This window comes from Azospirillum rugosum, from assembly GCF_017876155.1.
Lineage (GTDB): Bacteria > Pseudomonadota > Alphaproteobacteria > Azospirillales > Azospirillaceae > Azospirillum > Azospirillum rugosum.
Map to the genome: position 1 here is coordinate 130,794 of NZ_JAGINP010000018.1, position 16,938 is coordinate 147,731.

17 protein-coding genes are annotated in these 16,938 nt (G+C 68.6%); 13 read left to right on the forward strand and 4 right to left on the reverse strand.

Going from position 1 to position 16,938, the window contains the following annotated elements; translation table 11 throughout:
- Nucleotides 1–264: 264 nt before the first annotated feature.
- The 10 genes from rfaD to J2851_RS23270 all read left to right on the forward strand — a co-directional run bounded on the left by rfaD (nucleotide 265) and on the right by J2851_RS23270 (nucleotide 9,700).
- Complete coding sequence (gene rfaD / locus J2851_RS23225; protein WP_209769200.1) at nucleotides 265–1,251, forward strand: ADP-glyceromanno-heptose 6-epimerase; 987 nt, start codon at nucleotides 265–267, stop codon at nucleotides 1,249–1,251.
- Nucleotides 1,252–1,406: 155 nt separating this feature from the next.
- The gene (gene lgt / locus J2851_RS23230) at nucleotides 1,407–2,213 is read left to right on the forward strand and encodes a prolipoprotein diacylglyceryl transferase (RefSeq protein WP_209769201.1); all 807 of its coding nucleotides are present in this window, start codon (nucleotides 1,407–1,409) and stop codon (nucleotides 2,211–2,213) included.
- 106 nt (nucleotides 2,214–2,319) lie between these two features.
- Nucleotides 2,320–3,435 (forward strand): class I SAM-dependent methyltransferase, encoded by a 1,116-nt coding sequence (locus J2851_RS23235; protein ID WP_209769202.1) that lies wholly within the window; start codon nucleotides 2,320–2,322, stop codon nucleotides 3,433–3,435.
- Nucleotides 3,436–3,467: 32 nt separating this feature from the next.
- The gene (pgeF, locus tag J2851_RS23240; protein WP_209769203.1) at nucleotides 3,468–4,235 is read left to right on the forward strand and encodes a peptidoglycan editing factor PgeF; all 768 of its coding nucleotides are present in this window, start codon (nucleotides 3,468–3,470) and stop codon (nucleotides 4,233–4,235) included.
- A 151-nt stretch (nucleotides 4,236–4,386) separates the two neighbouring features.
- Nucleotides 4,387–4,806: a bacteriohemerythrin gene (locus J2851_RS23245; RefSeq protein WP_209769204.1), complete on the forward strand. Its 420-nt coding sequence runs from the start codon at nucleotides 4,387–4,389 to the stop codon at nucleotides 4,804–4,806.
- A 178-nt stretch (nucleotides 4,807–4,984) separates the two neighbouring features.
- Entirely contained in the window at nucleotides 4,985–5,920 is a 936-nt protein-coding gene (locus J2851_RS23250; RefSeq protein ID WP_014199935.1) for a ribose-phosphate pyrophosphokinase, read from the forward strand.
- A gap of 210 nt (nucleotides 5,921–6,130) precedes the next feature.
- Nucleotides 6,131–6,736 (forward strand): 50S ribosomal protein L25/general stress protein Ctc, encoded by a 606-nt coding sequence (locus tag J2851_RS23255; protein WP_209769205.1) that lies wholly within the window; start codon nucleotides 6,131–6,133, stop codon nucleotides 6,734–6,736.
- Nucleotides 6,737–6,809: 73 nt separating this feature from the next.
- Entirely contained in the window at nucleotides 6,810–7,385 is a 576-nt protein-coding gene (gene pth / locus J2851_RS23260; RefSeq protein WP_209769206.1) for an aminoacyl-tRNA hydrolase, read from the forward strand.
- Nucleotides 7,386–7,479: 94 nt separating this feature from the next.
- Nucleotides 7,480–8,580: a redox-regulated ATPase YchF gene (gene ychF / locus J2851_RS23265; RefSeq protein WP_209769207.1), complete on the forward strand. Its 1,101-nt coding sequence runs from the start codon at nucleotides 7,480–7,482 to the stop codon at nucleotides 8,578–8,580.
- A gap of 244 nt (nucleotides 8,581–8,824) precedes the next feature.
- Complete coding sequence (locus tag J2851_RS23270; RefSeq protein WP_209769209.1) at nucleotides 8,825–9,700, forward strand: putative bifunctional diguanylate cyclase/phosphodiesterase; 876 nt, start codon at nucleotides 8,825–8,827, stop codon at nucleotides 9,698–9,700.
- Here the strand turns inward: J2851_RS23270 and J2851_RS23275 are convergent.
- The gene (locus J2851_RS23275) at nucleotides 9,663–10,133 is read right to left on the reverse strand and encodes an NUDIX hydrolase (RefSeq protein ID WP_209769211.1); all 471 of its coding nucleotides are present in this window, start codon (nucleotides 10,131–10,133) and stop codon (nucleotides 9,663–9,665) included. The two genes, J2851_RS23270 and J2851_RS23275, sit on opposite strands and share 38 nt — an antisense overlap.
- Nucleotides 10,134–10,230: 97 nt before the next feature.
- Between J2851_RS23275 and J2851_RS23280 the strand changes: the two genes are divergently transcribed.
- From J2851_RS23280 to J2851_RS23290, 3 genes are all read left to right on the forward strand, one after another.
- Nucleotides 10,231–11,157 carry a LysR family transcriptional regulator gene (locus tag J2851_RS23280; RefSeq protein WP_209769212.1) on the forward strand — a complete coding sequence of 309 codons (927 nt, stop codon included), beginning with the start codon at nucleotides 10,231–10,233 and terminating at the stop codon, nucleotides 11,155–11,157.
- Between the two features lie 114 nt (nucleotides 11,158–11,271).
- Entirely contained in the window at nucleotides 11,272–12,543 is a 1,272-nt protein-coding gene (locus J2851_RS23285; RefSeq protein WP_307420143.1) for an MFS transporter, read from the forward strand.
- A 19-nt stretch (nucleotides 12,544–12,562) separates the two neighbouring features.
- Entirely contained in the window at nucleotides 12,563–12,961 is a 399-nt protein-coding gene (locus J2851_RS23290; protein ID WP_209769214.1) for a hypothetical protein, read from the forward strand.
- Nucleotides 12,962–13,515: 554 nt separating this feature from the next.
- On the opposite strand, the gene phbB is transcribed toward J2851_RS23290, so the two are convergent.
- The 3 genes from phbB to J2851_RS23305 all read right to left on the reverse strand — a co-directional run bounded on the left by phbB (nucleotide 13,516) and on the right by J2851_RS23305 (nucleotide 16,878).
- Nucleotides 13,516–14,238 (reverse strand): acetoacetyl-CoA reductase, encoded by a 723-nt coding sequence (phbB, locus tag J2851_RS23295; RefSeq protein ID WP_209769216.1) that lies wholly within the window; start codon nucleotides 14,236–14,238, stop codon nucleotides 13,516–13,518.
- A gap of 102 nt (nucleotides 14,239–14,340) precedes the next feature.
- On the reverse strand, nucleotides 14,341–15,516 hold the full coding sequence (locus J2851_RS23300) for an acetyl-CoA C-acetyltransferase (RefSeq protein ID WP_209769217.1): 1,176 nt from the start codon (nucleotides 15,514–15,516) through the stop codon (nucleotides 14,341–14,343).
- 111 nt (nucleotides 15,517–15,627) lie between these two features.
- On the reverse strand, nucleotides 15,628–16,878 hold the full coding sequence (locus J2851_RS23305) for an alpha/beta fold hydrolase (protein WP_307420140.1): 1,251 nt from the start codon (nucleotides 16,876–16,878) through the stop codon (nucleotides 15,628–15,630).
- Nucleotides 16,879–16,938 lie beyond the last annotated feature (60 nt).

Consider the following 16,938-nt stretch of genomic DNA (forward strand, 5'->3'; position numbering starts at 1 on the left):
GCAGTTGGGCCCCCACCCTAACCCTCCCCCATCTTCGACGGGGGAGGGAACTCCGCCGCACCAACGCCAAGTCCCTCCCCCCGCGAAGTGGGGGGAGGTTAGGAGGGGGGCCCAGCACGACCACTCCCCGCCCGACGCGACCATTCCCCACGCCTGACGAGGCACCTCCCCCACCCCACCTTGCACCCCCGTTCCCCGCCGCCTATAAGGACGCAACGGACAGACACCCGTCCTTTCTTTCGGTCCGGCGGCAAGGAACAGCGCATGATCGTGGTCACCGGTGGGGCCGGTTTCATCGGCTCGAACCTCGTGGCGGCCCTGGCCGCGCGCGGCATCACCAACGTCGCGGTGATCGACCGCTTCGGCACCGACGAGAAATGGCAGAACCTCGCCAAGCGCGAGGTCGCGACCCTCGTGCCCCCCGAAAACACGCTGGCCTTCCTCGACCAGTTCGCGGCCGAGATCGACGTGGTCTTCCACCTCGGCGCCATCTCCGCGACCACCGAGCGCGACGTGGACAAGATCGTCGCCAACAACGTCGCCCTGACGCTGGATCTCTGGCGCTGGTGCAGCTGGCGCGGCGCGCGGCTGATCTACGCGTCCTCCGCCGCGACCTACGGCGACGGATCGGCCGGCTTCGACGACGACGGGTCAAGCGAGGCGCTGGCGAAGCTCCGCCCGCTGAACGCCTACGGCTGGTCCAAGCACTTGGTGGACCGCCGCATCGCCCGCGTGGTGGGCGAAGCCGACATCGTCCCGCCGCAGTGGGCCGGCCTGAAGTTCTTCAACGTCTACGGCCCCAACGAGCAGCACAAGGACGACATGATGAGCGTCGTCGCCAAGCTGTTCCCCAAGCTCCAGGCCGGCGAACCCGCCCGCCTGTTCAAGTCGCACCGGCCGGAGTTCGAGGACGGCGGGCAGCTGCGCGACTTCATACATGTTGACGACTGCGTCGCCGTGATGCTGTGGCTGTACGACAACCCGCAGGTCAACGGCCTGTTCAACGTCGGCACCGGCAAGGCCCGCAGCTTCAAGGATCTCGCGCTCGCCACCTTCGCCGCCATGGGGCTGGAGCCGCGCGTCGAGTATTTCGACATGCCGGAGCATCTGCGCGGCAAGTACCAGTATTTCACCGAGGCCAAGACCGAACGCCTGCGCGCCGCCGGCTTCACCCAGCCCTTCACGGAGCTGGAGGAAGGCGTTCGCCGCTACGTGCAGGATTTCCTGTCCCAGCCCGACCCCTATCGCTGATCCTTCTATCCCCTCTCCCCTCTGGGGAGAGGGTTAGGGTGAGGGGGTCCCGCAACGCCTGCGCTTTTGGTTCCCCGACATCCCCCTCACCCCGACCCTCTCCCCAGAGGGGAGAGGGAGCGGGAAAAAGCAACAACAAGAGGCATTCGCCGCGCATGCTCGCCCTCGCCTTTCCCGCCATCGACCCGGTCGCCGTCGAGTTCGGGCCGATCGTCATCCGCTGGTACGCGCTGGCCTATCTGGCGGGCTTCGTGCTGGGCTGGCGCTACTGCCTGCATCTGGCGCGCACCAACCCCGGCCGCCCCTCGCCGGAGGACTTCGACGACTTCCTGACCTGGGCGGTTGTCGGCGTGATCCTGGGCGGGCGCACGGGATACGTGCTGTTCTACAATTTGCCCTTCTACCTGGAAAACCCGCTGGACGCGCTGAAGGTCTGGCACGGCGGCATGTCCTTCCACGGCGGACTGCTGGGCGTCGTCGTGGCGATCCTGCTGTTCTCGTGGAAGCGCGGCATCTCGGCGCTGGCCTTCGGCGACCTGATCGCGGCGGCGGCCCCCATCGGGCTGTTCTTCGGCCGCATCGCCAACTTCATCAACGGCGAGCTGTACGGCCGCGCGGCGCCCGACGTGCCGTGGGCGATCGTGTTCCCGCGCGACCCGCTCCAGCTGCCGCGCCACCCCAGCCAGCTCTACGAATCCTTCCTTGAGGGGGCGGTTCTCTTCATCGTGCTCTTCATCGCCGTGCGGATGCCGGCGGTGCGGCAGCGGCCGGGCATGGCGGCGGGCATCTTCTTCATCGGCTACGGCCTGTCGCGCATCATCGCGGAGTTCTTCCGCGAGCCCGACGCCCAGCTGGGCTTCCTGTTCGCCGGGGCCACCATGGGCCAGCTGCTGTCCCTGCCGATGGTCCTGTTCGGCGTGGCGCTGGCCCTCTACGCCGCGCGCCGCCCGGCGGTTGCCTGACCGCCCTTCCGCCGTAGGTTGGGTGGAGCGAAGCGCAACCCAACATCCCCGTTACGCTGTTGGGTTCCGCCTTCGGCTCCACCCAACCTACGAATGACCGTTCGCCATGACCGACACCCCCGACAGCCTCGCCCAGCATCTCGCGCGCCGCATCCTGCTCGACGGGCCGCTGTCGGTCGCCGCCTTCATGGCGGAGGCGCTGGGCCATCCGCGCTTCGGCTACTACATGCGCCAGGACCCCTTCGGCGTGTCCGGCGACTTCACCACGGCGCCGGAAATCAGCCAGATGTTCGGGGAGCTGGTCGGCCTGTGGTGCGTCGACACCTGGGCGCGCCTCGGCGGGCCGGCCCCCTTCCACCTCGTCGAACTCGGCCCCGGCCGCGGCACGCTGATGCAGGACGCGCTGCGCGCCGCGTCCCTCGTTCCCGCCTTCCGGCAGGCCGCCCAGGTCCACCTCGTCGAGACGAGCCCCACCCTGCGCGACCGCCAGCGCCAGACGCTCAAAGACCTGCCCGTCACCTGGCACGACCGCCTCGACGACGTCCCCGACGGCCCGATCCTCATCATCGCCAACGAGTTCTTCGACGCCCTGCCCATCCGCCAGGTCCAGAAGACCAACCACGGCTGGTTCGAGCGGCTGGTCGACCTCGACCCCGACTCGCCCCCCGACGCGCCCCGCTTCCGCTTCGTGCTGGAGGCCTTCGGCAGCTCCGGCGCGCGGCTGGTGCCGGACCGCTTGCGCGACGCGCCGGAAGGCGGCGTGGTGGAGGTCTCCCCCGCCTCGCAAGCCGTCGCCCGCCTGATCGGGGAGCGGCTAGCCGCCCAGCCCGGCGCCGCCCTGGTCATCGACTACGGCTACAGCCACGGCCCCGCGGTGGGCGACACGCTCCAGGCCCTGCGCCGGCACGCCTACGCGCCCGTGCTGGAGGCGCCCGGGGAGGCCGACCTGACCGCGCATGTGGACTTCGCCGCCATCGCCGCCGCCGCGCGGGACGGCGGTGCCGAAAGCTTCGGCCCGGTGGACCAGGGCGACTGGCTGGTCCGCCTCGGCATCCATCCGCGGGCAAGCGCGCTGAAGCGCAACGCCACGGCGAAGCAGGCCGGCGACATTGATTCGTCACTCAACCGCTTGATCTGCCACGATCAAATGGGCACCCTGTTCAAGGTCCTCGCGCTCGCCACCCCCGGACTGGGGGCCCCGGCCGGTTTCGAGGCCCCATAACAACGAGACCGGCACAGCAAAGGGACGGGTCTGTGATCACGCTTGGCGCGCTGAACGACATCACCCACATCCGACACGCCTTCTTCACCCGCACGGGCGGGGTTTCCACGGGGCTCTACGCATCGCTCAACGTCGGGTTCGGGTCCGGCGACGCGCCGGCCGCCGTGGCGGAGAACCGCGCCCGCGCAGCCGCCCGGCTGGACGTGACGCCGGACCGGCTCGTCACCTGCTACCAGGTGCACAGCCCGACCTGCGTGGTCGTCACCGAGCCGTGGCGGCCGGAGAACGCGCCCAAGGCCGACGCCATGGCGACGAACCGGCCGGGCATCGCGCTCGGCATCCTGTCGGCCGACTGCGCCCCGGTGCTGTTCGCCGACGAGAAATCCCGGGTGATCGGCGCCGCCCATTCCGGCTGGAAGGGCGCCAAGGGGGGCGTGCTGGAGGCGACCGTCGCCCGCATGGTGGAGCTGGGCGCCAAGCCCGGCCGCATCGTCGCGGCGATCGGCCCCTGCATCGCCCAGCGCTCCTACGAGGTCGGGCCGGAATTCCCCGGCCCCTTCCTGGAGGAGGACGCGCGCAACCGCGACTATTTCGCGCCGGCGCGCAAGCCCGGCCATTTCCTGTTCGACCTCGTCGGCTACGTCGCGCGCCGGCTGGGCGACGCCGGGGTCGAGGTGATCCAGCGCTGCCCCAACGACACGGTGGTGGAGGAGGACCGCTTCTTCAGCTACCGCCGCTCCTGCCTGCGTGGCGAGACGGACTACGGCCGCGGCCTGTCGGCCATCGTCCTCCAGGGCTGATCCGTTGGGACGAGTCGAGGACGGAGGTGGGGCGGGAGCGGCACCACCGCCGTTCCCGCCCTCATCAGTTCGAACCACTGATTGATTGCGATCCAACCCATATGGGGTAAGATCGACTCCTGCGTGAACACGTTTCGCAAGGGAGGCCGGGATGCAGCTCGACTGGCGCGACGAAATGGTTCTCGACAACGGGGGCCTCGACACCGACCACCGGCTCCAGCACGAACTGATCCGCCAGTTCGTCGACCTCCCCGGCGAGGAGGCGAAGCGCGACCACGCCCTGGCCCTGCTGGAGGAACTGCGCAACGTGTCGTCCCGCCATTTCCTGCGGGAGGAGCGGATCCAGGCCTCCATCCGCTACCCGCAGATCGAGGAGCACCGGGCGCAGCACCGCCGGCTGGCGGGCCTGCTCGACGAGATCATCGACCAGGTGGAGGCGCGCGAGTCGGTTTTCACCTACGCCTACACCAAGAGCAAGGCGGACGAGCTGCTGCAATTCTGGTTCTTCGACCATTTCGCGAAGGCCGACATGCGCCTGAAACCACACCTTGCCAAATTCGCCGTACGGTGACGCTTCCGCCATGCGGAACGCGCAGGGCCGGACTTCTGCGACCTCTTGGAGCGTCCGTCATGGAACGTTTACATAGGCACGCCCCTTTGTTATGGTCCGCCGCGTTTTCAAGGGGCGACGTCGGGTCTACTCCGACGCGCGCCCTGAAACCTTTTCCCTGCAGAGAGAGCCGACTGCGATGAAGGTGCTTGCCGGCAACAGCAACCGTCCGCTGGCCGAGGCCATCTCCACCTGTCTCGGCGTGCCGCTGACCAAAGCGAGCATCCGCCGGTTTTCCGACATGGAGGTGTTCGTCGAAATCCTGGAGAACGTGCGCGGCGAAGACGTGTTCGTGGTCCAGTCGACGTCGTTCCCGGCCAACGACAACCTGATGGAGCTGCTGGTCACCATCGACGCCCTGCGTCGCGGGTCGGCCCGGCGCATCACGGCGGTCCTCCCCTACTACGGCTACGCGCGCCAGGACCGGAAGACCGGCCCCCGCACGCCCATCTCGGCCAAGCTGGTCGCCAACCTGATCACCCAGGCCGGCGCCAACCGCGTTCTGACGATGGACCTGCACGCCGGCCAGATCCAGGGCTTCTTCGACATCCCGACCGACAACCTGATGGCCGCCCCGGTGTTTGAGAAGGACATCCGCGCGACCTTCGAGGACATCGGCGAGGTGACGATGGTGTCGCCGGACGTCGGCGGCGTGGTGCGCGCCCGCTCGCTGGCCAAGCGTCTGGACGCCGACCTCGCCATCATCGACAAGCGGCGCGAGCGCGCCGGCGTGTCGGAGGTGATGAACATCATCGGCGACGTGAAGAACCGCCGCTGCATCCTGCTGGACGACATCGTCGACTCGGGCGGCACGCTGTGCAACGCCGCGGTCGCGCTGATGGACGCGGGTGCGAAGTCGGTTCACGCCTACTGCACCCACGGCGTCCTGTCCGGCGGCGCCGTCGCCCGCGTGGCCGTCTCCCCGCTGGAGCAGCTGGTCACCACCGACAGCATCCAGGCGACCGAAGCGGTCCGCGTGTCGCGCAACATCCGCCAGCTGACCATCGCCCCGCTGCTCGCCGACGCCATCACCCGCATCAGCGAAGAACGCTCGGTGTCGAGCCTGTTCTCGTAACGGCAGCCAACTTATTCTGCGACGAACGAACGGAGCGGCCCCGGCTGCTCCGTTTTCGTTTGCGGGCGTGCGCGTTGTTCCGGAAGCCGCGCCGCCGGCCACCGACCGGCCACTCCGCGCTTGACGCCGGCCCCCGCATGGCTTAATCACCGCGCCCACGCGTCAGCACCCCTGGAGGCTGGCGCTTTTTTCCGTTCGAGGAGCATTCCTATGACTCAGATCGTTCCGCTCAGCGCCGAAACGCGCGACCGGGCCGGCAAGGGGACCGCCCGCCAGACCCGTCGTGATGGCCGCATTCCGGCCGTGATCTACGGTGACAAGCAGGCCCCCGTTATGATTTCGCTGGAGAAGTTCACGTTCACGCGTGTCCTGCACCAGCCGGGCTTCTTCACGCACCTGTTCGACATCACGGTCGACGGCGCCACCCACCGCGTTCTGCCGCGCGACGTGCAGTTCCACCCGGTGACCGACGTCCCGCTGCACGTGGACTTCCTGCGCGTGTCGGCCGAGACCCGCACCCACGTCCAGGTTCCGGTCGAGTTCGTCGACCAGGACAAGTCCCCGGGCCTGAAGCGCGGCGGCGTGCTGAACGTCGTCCGCCACGAGCTGGACGTGTCCGTCTCCGCCGGCAACATCCCGGAGCACATCACGATCTCCTGCGAGGGCTTCGACGTCGGCGATTCGATCCACATCTCCGCGGTGAAGCTGCCGGAAGGCGTCACCTCGACGATCACCGACCGCGATTTCACGATCGCCACCATCGTCGCTCCGTCGGGCCTGAAGTCCGAGGGCGCCGAGGAGGCCGCCGCTTCCTAACGCGGGAATCGGCACTGGTTGCGACAGGGGGCTTCGGCCCCCTGTTTCGTTTGTAGGATAGGGAGTTTTCGCCATGCTGCTGCTGGTGGGATTGGGCAACCCCGGCGCGGAGTACGCGCGCAACCGGCACAACATCGGCTTCATGGCGGTCGAGGAGATCGCGCGCCGCCACGGCTTCAGCCCCTGGCGCAAGCGCTTCCAGGGCCAGACCGCGGACGGCACGGTGGCCGGCGACAAGATCCTGGCGCTGGAGCCGCTGACCTTCATGAACGTGTCCGGCCAGTCGGTCGTCGCCGCCCTGCAATTCTTCAAGCTGAAGCCCGAGAACGTCGTCGTCATCCATGACGAGCTTGACCTGCCCCCCGGCAAGATCCGCGTCAAGAAGGGCGGCGGCCACGGCGGGCACAACGGCCTGCGCTCCATCGACAGCCACATCGGCAAGGACTACTGGCGCATCCGGCTCGGCATCGGCCACCCCGGCAACAAGGATCTGGTCAGCGGCTACGTCCTGCACGACTTCGCCAAGGCCGACCAGACCTGGCTCGACCCGCTGATCGACGCCGTCGCCGACAACTTCCCCCTGGTCGTGAAGGGCGAGGCCGAAAAGTTCATGAGCAAGGTGGCGCTCGCGACCGGCCCGGGGAAGTAGCGGGCCACCCCTCCCCCACTTCCCGTTTGCGCTTTCGTCCCCCACGTAGGATAAAGCGCCCCAATTCCTGACTTTTCCGACGGCGAGCACCCCCATGGGCTTCAACTGCGGCATCGTCGGCCTGCCGAACGTCGGCAAGTCGACCCTGTTCAACGCGCTGACCGCCACCCAGGCGGCCGAGGCGGCCAACTTCCCCTTCTGCACCAAGGAGCCGAACGTCGGCCGCGTCGGCGTTCCCGACCCGCGGCTGGACAAGCTGGCGGCCATTGCCAAGTCGCAGAAGATCATCCCGACCCAGCTGGAGTTCGTGGACATCGCCGGCCTGATCCGCGGCGCCTCCAAGGGCGAAGGGCTCGGCAACCAGTTCCTCGCCAACATCCGCGAGGTGGACGCCATCGTCCACGTCCTGCGCTGCTTCGAGGACGACGACGTTACCCACGTGGAAGGCAACGTCGATCCCCTGCGCGACGCCGAGGTGGTCGAGACCGAGCTGATGCTCGCCGACATGGAAAGCCTGGAGCGCCAGCTCACCAGCCTCCAGAAGAAGGCCAAGGGCGGCGACAAGGACAGCAAGATCAAGGCCGACCTGATGGAGCGCGCCCTGAAGGTCCTCCAGGACGGCAAGCCGGCCCGCGTCGTCGAGGTCAGCGAGGAGGAGAAGCCGGTCTTCAAGCAATTCATGCTGCTGACCGCGAAGCCCGTCCTCTACGTCTGCAACGTGGAGGAGGCCTCGGCCGCCACCGGCAACAGCCTGACCGCCAAGGTCGCCGAGAAGGCCAAGGCCGAGAACGCCGGCATGGTCGTCATCTCCGCCGCCATCGAGGCCGAGGTCGCCCAGCTGTCCGACGCCGCGGAGAAGACGGAGTTCCTGGAGTCCCTGGGCCTGGAGGAAACCGGCCTGAACAAGCTGATCCGCGCCGGCTTCCAGCTGCTGGACCTGATCACCTTCTTCACCGTCGGCCCGAAGGAGGCCCGCGCCTGGACCGTGCGCCGCGGCGCCAAGGCCCCGGAAGCGGCCGGCGTGATCCACACCGACTTCGAGCGCGGCTTCATCCGCGCCGAGACCATCGATTTCGACAGCTACGTCACGCTGGGCGGCGAGCAGGGTGCCAAGGACAACGGCAAGATGCGCCAGGAAGGCAAGGAATACGTCGTCCACGACGGCGACATCTTCCACTTCCGCTTCAACGTCTAACCATCAACGTCCCCTCCCCCGTCGAAGATGGGGGAGGGTCAGGGAGGGGGCCCAACGCAACCACTCCCCTCCCCGTTGCCAATCCGCCGCACCCAAGCCCTCAATCGCCCCGCCCCATTCTTATCACCACAGCACAGGTCGTTAACCCTTTCGTAACCACGGAAAAACCGCTTAACTACCCTTGAAATATGGTTAACAAACCGGTCTTCGACTGTTAAGGCCGGGGTGTTGAACTGGAGGGGGTATGGCGGTGAACCAGAAGGCGTTCAGCGACACGGGCACCGAACCGGGCCTGAACCGGCCCACGGAGCCCACCCTTGCGCCGATCGGCACTCCGGGAACCTTCACCGACCGCATCCGCGAGGCCATCGAGCGGAACGAGCTTCGCCTCGCCTACCAGCCGCAGGCCGACGTCGAGACCGGCCGCCTGACCGGGTTCGAGGCACTGTCGCGCTGGCGCCTGGACGACGGCACGGTCATCCCGCCCGACGTTTTCATTCCCATGGCGGAGACCAGCGACGCCATCCACCTTCTGGGCGAATGGTCGCTGCGCCGCGCCTGCCAGACGGCGGCGCGCTGGATGCACGACGGCATCGCCGACCTGCCGGTGGCGGTCAACCTGTCGGCGCGCCAACTCGACGACCCGGGCCTGGCCCGCACCGTGCTCGGCATCCTGGCCGAAACCGGCCTGCCCGCCGCCAACCTGAAGCTGGAACTGACCGAAACCGCCCTGTTCGAGCACAGCGACTCCTCGCGTGAGGTGCTGACCCGGCTGCGCGGCGCCGGGGTGCGGCTGGTGCTGGACGATTTCGGGACCGGCTATTCCTCGCTGTCGCTGCTGCGCCGCGTGCCGGTGGAGGCGCTGAAGATCGACAAGCACTTCACCCAGGCGATGGTGGACGACCGCGACGCCGCGGCCATCGTCCGCGCGATCATCGACATGGCCCACGCGCTGGGCATGCAGGTGATCGCCGAGGGGGTGGAGACCAACGACCAGCTACTGTTCCTGCGCGCCTATCGCTGCGACCGCATCCAGGGCTATCTGCTGGCGAAGCCCCTGCCGGAAGACGAGATTCCGGACTTCATCCAGCATCGCGACGCGACGCCGACAGGCGGATGACGCGCTCCGTCTCGTCCCACTCCGTCAGTTCGGCGGCCTCGTCCACCGTGACCCAGCGCGCCTCCAGCGCGTCGTCGGCGCAGACCGGCTCGCCCTCCGGGCTGTCCGCGGCGACCTCCACCAGGGTGTAGTGGAACTGCACCGCGCCGGCATCGTCGAGCGTCATGGCATCCACCACCGTGACGACCTCCGTCGGCACCACATGCAGGCCGGTTTCCTCCAGCGCCTCGCGCACGGCGGTCTCGAACACCGTCTCTCCAACCGCCTGCGCCCCGCCCGGCAAGCTCCACTGCCCCATCCGCGGCGGCCGTCCCCGGCGGATCAGCAGCACGCGCTCCCCACGCCAGACGATAACGCCCACCCCCACCCAGGGGCGGTCCGGATATTCGCGGCTGGAACGGTCGTCCGGAGCGGCAGTGGGTGTGTCGGCCATGGGGATCCCTCGTTGTGCTTGACCCCGACGCTAACCCAGGCGGACAGTCGGACGCCAGGGGACAAGACGCAGGACCTCATCCCATGAAACTCGCCCCATGAAGCTGAACGAGATCCGCACCTTCGTGGCCGTGGCCGAGGCGCAGTCGGTGCAGGAGGCCGGCAACCGGCTGGGGCTGACTCAGTCGGCGGTGTCGCGCCTGATCCAGCGGCTGGAGGCGGAGCTGGGCGTCGCCCTGTTCGACCGCCAGACCAAGCCGCTCGTCCTCACCCGCGACGGGGAGCAGGCGCTGGCCCACGCGCGCCGCGTGTTGCAGGCGACCGACGATCTGTCCGACGCCTTCGCCGCGGTCACCCGGCCCCGCGGGTTGCTGCGCCTCGGCGTCGCCCATGTGCTGACCACGCTGACCGCGCACCAGCCGCTGGACACGCTGCGGGCCGCCTTCCCCGACCTGACGGTCCGGCTGCATTCGGACTGGAGCACCCCGCTGATGGAGCAGGTCCGCAACGGCACGCTCGACGGCGCGGTGGTCCTTCTGTACGAGGGGCAGGTTCCGCCCGAGGATCTCGCGGCCACCTGCGTCGGGCGGGAGCCGGTGAGCATCATCGCCCCGCCCGGGCGCCGCGATCCAACGATCCACGACATGAACGCGCTGGGCTGGGTGCTGCAGCCGGACGGCTGCCGGTATCGCACCTCGCTGACGGAACTGCTGGCCCGGCACGGGTTGCCGCTGAACATCGCGGTGGAGGCCTTCGACCAGTCGCTGCTGGTGTCGCTGGTGGCGCGCGGTGTCGGATATGGGCTCGCCCCGCTGCGCCTGATCGCGCCGGTCACCCGCGCCACCCCGATCAGCACGGTGAACGTCCCCGACTTCGACCTGACCGTCGCCGTCTGGCTGGTCCGCGCCCGCTTCACCGGCCGCATCGGCCCCGTCTTCGACGCGCTGGAGGACAGCCTGCGCGCCGAACTGCCGTCCCGCTTCCCGTCGCCTTCCCTGCCGGTGCTTCATTCCGCCGCTGAATAACCTTGTTTCCCGTTATGAATTTGATGAAAAGCCTGCCCCGCCCTATGGTGTCGTGACCAATCGTCAGGCTCTCCAACCTGGACAAGAGCCGGCACGGGCAGAGGGAGAGACTCCGTGAGCAGCAGCAACCAGCCGGGCCCGGTCGCCACACCGGCCGCCACACAGCGGTCCTGGCAGACGCCGGGATTCGTCATCGCCTGCGGGTGCCTGATCGCCATGCTGGCCTTCGGCCCGCGCTCCAGCATGGGCCTGTTCATCAAGCCCCTGTCGGAGGCGAACGGCTGGGGCCGCGACGTCTTCGCGCTGTCCATCGCGCTGCAAAATCTCCTGTGGGGCATCGGCACGCCGATTGCCGGCGCGCTGGCCGACCGCTACGGACCGGCGCTGGTGCTGGGGATCAGCGGTGTCTTCTACGCGGCCGGCCTCGCCCTGATGTCGGTGGCCGACAGCCAATTGCTGCTGCACCTCAGCGCCGGCCTGCTGATCGGCATCGGGCTGGCCGGGGCGTCCTTCGGCATCGTCATCGCCGGCTTCAGCCGCATCGTCCCGCCGGAGAAGCGGTCCTGGTCGATGGGCATCGCCACCGCGGCCGGATCGCTGGGCCAGACGCTGTTCGCGCCGATGGGACAGGCCTTCATCGCCGCCTACGGCTGGCAGACGGCGCTGGTGCTGTTCGGCGCGACCATGATGCTGATCCCGGTCTTCGCCGCCTCTTTCGCCGGGGCCGGCGGGGGGCGGAACGCGCCGGTGGTCACTGGGGCCGACATCGGATTCGCCGCGATGATCCGGCAGGCGTTCCGGCACCGCAGCTACGTGCTGCTGGTCACCGGCTTCTTCGTCTGCGGCTTCCAGCTGGCCTTCATCACCACGCACCTCCCGCCCTACCTCATGGGCGCCGGCATCAGCCCCAGTCTGGCGTCCTGGGCCATGGGCCTGATCGGGCTGTTCAACGTCATCGGCTCCTACGCGTCCGGCGTGCTGGGCGGGCGGATGAGCAAGCGGTACCTGCTCTGCGCCAACTACGCGCTGCGCGGCATTTGCACGGCGATCTTCATCCTGATGCCGGTCACGCCGGCGACGGTGGTCGTCTATTCCGCGGCGATGGGCCTGCTGTGGCTGTCCACGGTGCCGCCGACCTCCGGCCTCGTCGCGCTGATGTTCGGCACGCGCTACCTCGGCATGCTCTACGGATTCGCTTTCCTCAGCCACCAGATCGGCGGCTTCCTCGGCGTGTGGTTGGGCGGCGTGCTGTTCGAGCGCACGGGGTCCTACGACGTGGTCTGGTGGGCCAGCGTGGTGCTGGCGCTGGCGTCCGCCGCGGTCAACTGGCCGATCGCCGAGAAGCCCGCCCCGTCGTCCCTGACCGCGCAGCAGGCCAAGGCCTGATCCCGGAGAGCCACCGCCCATGACGCCCGCCGCCCCCTCCTCTCCCAGCTTCGGCCACGGCTTCGCGCTGGCGCTCGGCGCGCTGGTGCTGGCCGCCTGGACGGCGGTGATGGGCGTCTCCCTGAAGCAAGCCGCGTTGGAGGAGGAGGCCGGCGGCACGGTGCTCGCCGTCTTCCCGCCCTCCACGCCCACCGGCGAGGCCTTCGCCGCGGTGATCCGCGCGGGTGGCGAGCCGCTGCGCCAGACCTGGATCCCCTTCGCCTGGGTCGTCCGCGCCGAGGGCGACGGCTTCGTCGGCCGACTGAAGCGCGAGGGTGCCGTCACCGCCTATGGCGAGCTTCCCGTCGGCCCGGTGCTGGGCGGCTGCGCCGTGGTGTCGCTGGACGACAAGCGGCCGGTCGGCTTCCAGTTCAAGTGATGTCACGGAACCGTCATCAAGCGGAAACACGACAACAGAACGGGTATTGACAACCCCCGCGAGGAGGAGCAGGCTATTCCTCAGAGCAACACTGGTTGAGGTGAAGACGCGGATGACCCCGCGGAAAGTTGGCTCAAAGGCCAGCTTCTCAGCTCTGCAAATGTTCCGTAGCCAGGAGGGTGAACTGATCATGAGTCCACCTGCGCTTACTTGAGGAAGCCGACCCGTTCGGCCACACAGTTCTGAACATTGCCGTTGAGACGGCTCAACCATTGCGGACGTCTTGAGACAATCCGCAGAAAACCCCCGCCCCTCGCGAGCGGGGGTTTTCGTTTTTCTGCACGGCCGTAGATCGTAGGTTGGGTGGAGCGAAGCGCAACCCAACACACTCCGCATCGCGACGACGTTGGGTTCCGGCTGCGCCTCCACCCAACCTACGAAGCCCCGTCCCACCCCCAAAGAAAAACCCCTCCCCCACGGGCGTGGGAGAGGGGCAAAGGCGAGTGTCGCTCGGCAGAAATCCCCCAGCCCAAAGCCGGGGGGAAACGATCACATCAGTACATGTGCTGGCCACCGTTGATGGACAGCGTCGAGCCGGTGATGAAACCGGCGTCGTCGCCGACCAGGAACAGCACGCCGCGGGCGATCTCCTCGGCCTTGCCGAGGCGGCCGACCGGGATGCGGGCGACAATCTTCTCCAGCACGTTCGGCGGCACGGCGCGGACCATGTCGGTGTCGATGTAGCCCGGCGCGATCGCGTTCACGGTGATGCCCTTGGCCGCGCCTTCCTGGGCCAGCGCCTTGGTGAAGCCGTGGATGCCCGACTTGGCGGCGGCGTAGTTCACCTGCCCGTACTGGCCGGCCTGGCCGTTCACCGAGCCGATGTTGACGATGCGGCCGAAGCCGCGCTCGCGCATGCCGTCGATGACGTTGCGGCACAGGTTGAAGCAGGAGGTCAGGTTGGTCGCGATGACGTCGTTCCACTGCTGCGGCGTCATGCGCTGCAGCACGCCGTCGCGGGTGATGCCCGCGTTGTTGACCACCACGTCGACCGGGCCCAGCTCGGCCGTGATCTTGGCGATGCCCTCCTTCACCGCGTCGAAGTCCGACACGTCGAACTTGTAGACGGCGATCCCGGTGCGGGCGGAGAACTCCTTCGCCTTTTCGTCGTTCCCGGCGTAGTTGGCGGCGACCGTGTAACCGGCGTTCTTCAGCGCGACGGAGATGGCCTCACCGATACCACGCGTTCCACCCGTGACGACTGCAACTCGAGCCATTGGCTCCTCCCCCAAAGCGTTGACGTGGATTCGTTTTAAGTTTCTGTATGCACGCTCATACGAAACGGGCCGCACCCCGAGGGGAACGGCCCGTCTTACTCATCAGCCCCGCTCGACGCAGAGGGCGATGCCCATGCCGCCGCCGATGCACAAGGTGGCGAGGCCGCGCTTGGCGTCGCGCTTCTGCATCTCGAACAGCAGGGTGGTCAGGACGCGGGCGCCCGACGCGCCGACCGGGTGGCCGAGCGCGATGGCGCCGCCGTTGACGTTCACCTTGGACGTGTCCCAGCCCAGGTCCTTGTTGACGGCCAGCGCCTGGGCGGCGAAGGCCTCGTTCGCCTCGATCAGGTCGAGGTCGTCGACGGTCCAGCCGGCCTTCTTCAGCGCGAGGCGGGAGGCCGGGATCGGGCCGGTGCCCATGATCGCCGGGTCGACGCCGGCGGTCGCCCAGGACACGATGCGGGCCAGCGGGGCGACGCCGCGCTTGGCGGCGTTGTCGGCGCTCATCAGCACCAGCGCGGCGGCGCCGTCGTTGATGCCCGACGCGTTGCCGGCGGTCACCGTGCCGTCCTTGGCGAAGGCGGCGCGCAGCTTGGCCAGCGTCTCGATGGTGGTGCCGTGCTTCGGATACTCGTCGTCGCCGACGATGACGTCACCCTTGCGGCCCTTGATGGTGACCGGGATGATCTCGTCCTTGAAACGGCCGGCCTTCTGCGCGGCCTCGGCCTTCTGCTGCGACGCGGCGGCGAAAGCGTCCTGCTCATCGCGGGTCAGCTGCCACTTCTGGGCGACGTTCTCCGCCGTGTTGCCCATGTGGTAGCCGTGGAAGGCGTCCCACAGGCCGTCCTTCAGCATGGTGTCGAGCATCTCGGCCGAGCCCATCTTCACGCCGTTGCGCAGGTGCATGACGTGCGGGGCCTGGCTCATGCTCTCCTGGCCGCCGGCGACGATGACGTCGGCGTCGCCGTTCAGGATGGCCTGGTAGCCGAGCGCGACCGAGCGCAGGCCCGAGCCGCAGAGCTGGTTGATGCCGAAGGCGGTCGCCTCGGCCGGGATGCCGGCGTTGACGGCGGCCTGACGGGCCGGGTTCTGGCCCTGACCGGCGGTCAGGATCTGGCCCAGGATCACTTCCGTCACCTCGGCGGCCTCGGTCTTGGCGCGGCTCAGCGCTTCACGGATGGCGACCTCTCCCAGATAATGGGCGGGCACGGAGCTGAGCGCCCCGTTGAAGCTGCCGATGGGGGTACGCGCTGCACCGGCGATGACGACCTCGGTCATGTTGACGCTCCTCGAATTTGACAGTTTTATTTTCGTATTGAGTGACGCTGGGAGTGCGAAAAAACTTTATGCGGGTCTTTTGCGCAACGCAAGACACCTCTCTGGCTGCGGTTATCCTGCCGCAGTAAGCCAATCGGCCAGGGGACGCCATACGCCTGTTTCCGCGCCGGCGCTGACCACCATGCCAATATGGCCGAGCGGTGGGCTAATCATTTGAGCCCTAGCTATTGTTCTTGCGAGCGCCGCCGCGGATTGGGGCGGAACGATCCGGTCGCGTTCGGGAATCAGCGCCAGCGTGGGAACTTTGATGCGCGCGGGCTCCACCGGCTCCCCGGCGACCAGCCAGTTCCCGCCCGCGGTGTCGTTGCGCCCGTACCAGCCGGCCAGCGTGTCGCGGGCCACGGCGGCGACCAGCGGCACCCCGTCGTTCAGCCAATCCTCCAGCGCGACGAAGGCCAGCGCGGCGCGGCTGTCCGGGTCCATGCGTGCGAACTGCGAGAATTTCTTCAGCGCCAGCAGCGGGTCGAGCTGGGCGAACAGCGCCTGCAGCGCGTCCACCGGCAGGTCGCCCCAGGCCTCGATCATCGGCCCGAAGGGCTGGAAGAAGGCGGCGGCCCGGCGGGCCAAGCTTGCGTCCTCCGCGTGGAAGTCCCAGGGCGTGGCCATCAGCACCAGCCCCGCCACCTCCTTCGGCCGGCGTTGCGCCAGCGCCGCGGCGAGCAGCCCGCCCATGCAATAGCCGACCACCGGCACCGGCCGCCCGGTCGCCTCCACCGCCGCGGCCAACGCGCGCTCCAGCCGCCCGGCGATGTAGTCGGTCAGCGTGAAGCGCCGCTCCAGCGGGCCGGGGGTGCCCCAGTCGATCAGGAAGGGCCGCAGGCCCTGCCCGGCCAGCCAGCGCATCAGGCTTTTGCGCTCCGACAGATCCAATATGTAATGACGGTTGACCAGCGACGGCACGAACAGCACCGGCGTGCCGGAGCCGCTTCCCAACGCCCCATAATCGAGCAGGCGCGACGCACCCTCCGTCCAGATCACCGGCGGGTCGGGCAGGTCGCGGCGGTAGGGATGGTGGCGGTAGCGCTCGATCCCCGTGAGCGCGAGGTCGAGCTGGCGGCGGACCGCGCGGTCAACCGCTCCGGCGAGGGCGTCGGCGTCGGTCCGGGCGATCTGGCGGCGCAGATCCTCCGCCCGGTCGCGCAGATGCGGCTTCCATGGCAGCGATCCGTTCCTCAAGTGCGGCAATGCGGCCGAGGAGCTGAGCAACGACGACGCCACCGTCGCCAGATGCAGCGCCAGCGGTCGCGGCCCCGTCCGCAGCCTGGGGCGCGCGTCCGGCGTCCCGGTCCCCGCCGCGCTCACGTGATGCTCCATCCGCAGAGGGTGCCGGCGTCGGGTTCCAGCCGCGGCCCGGCGGAGTGG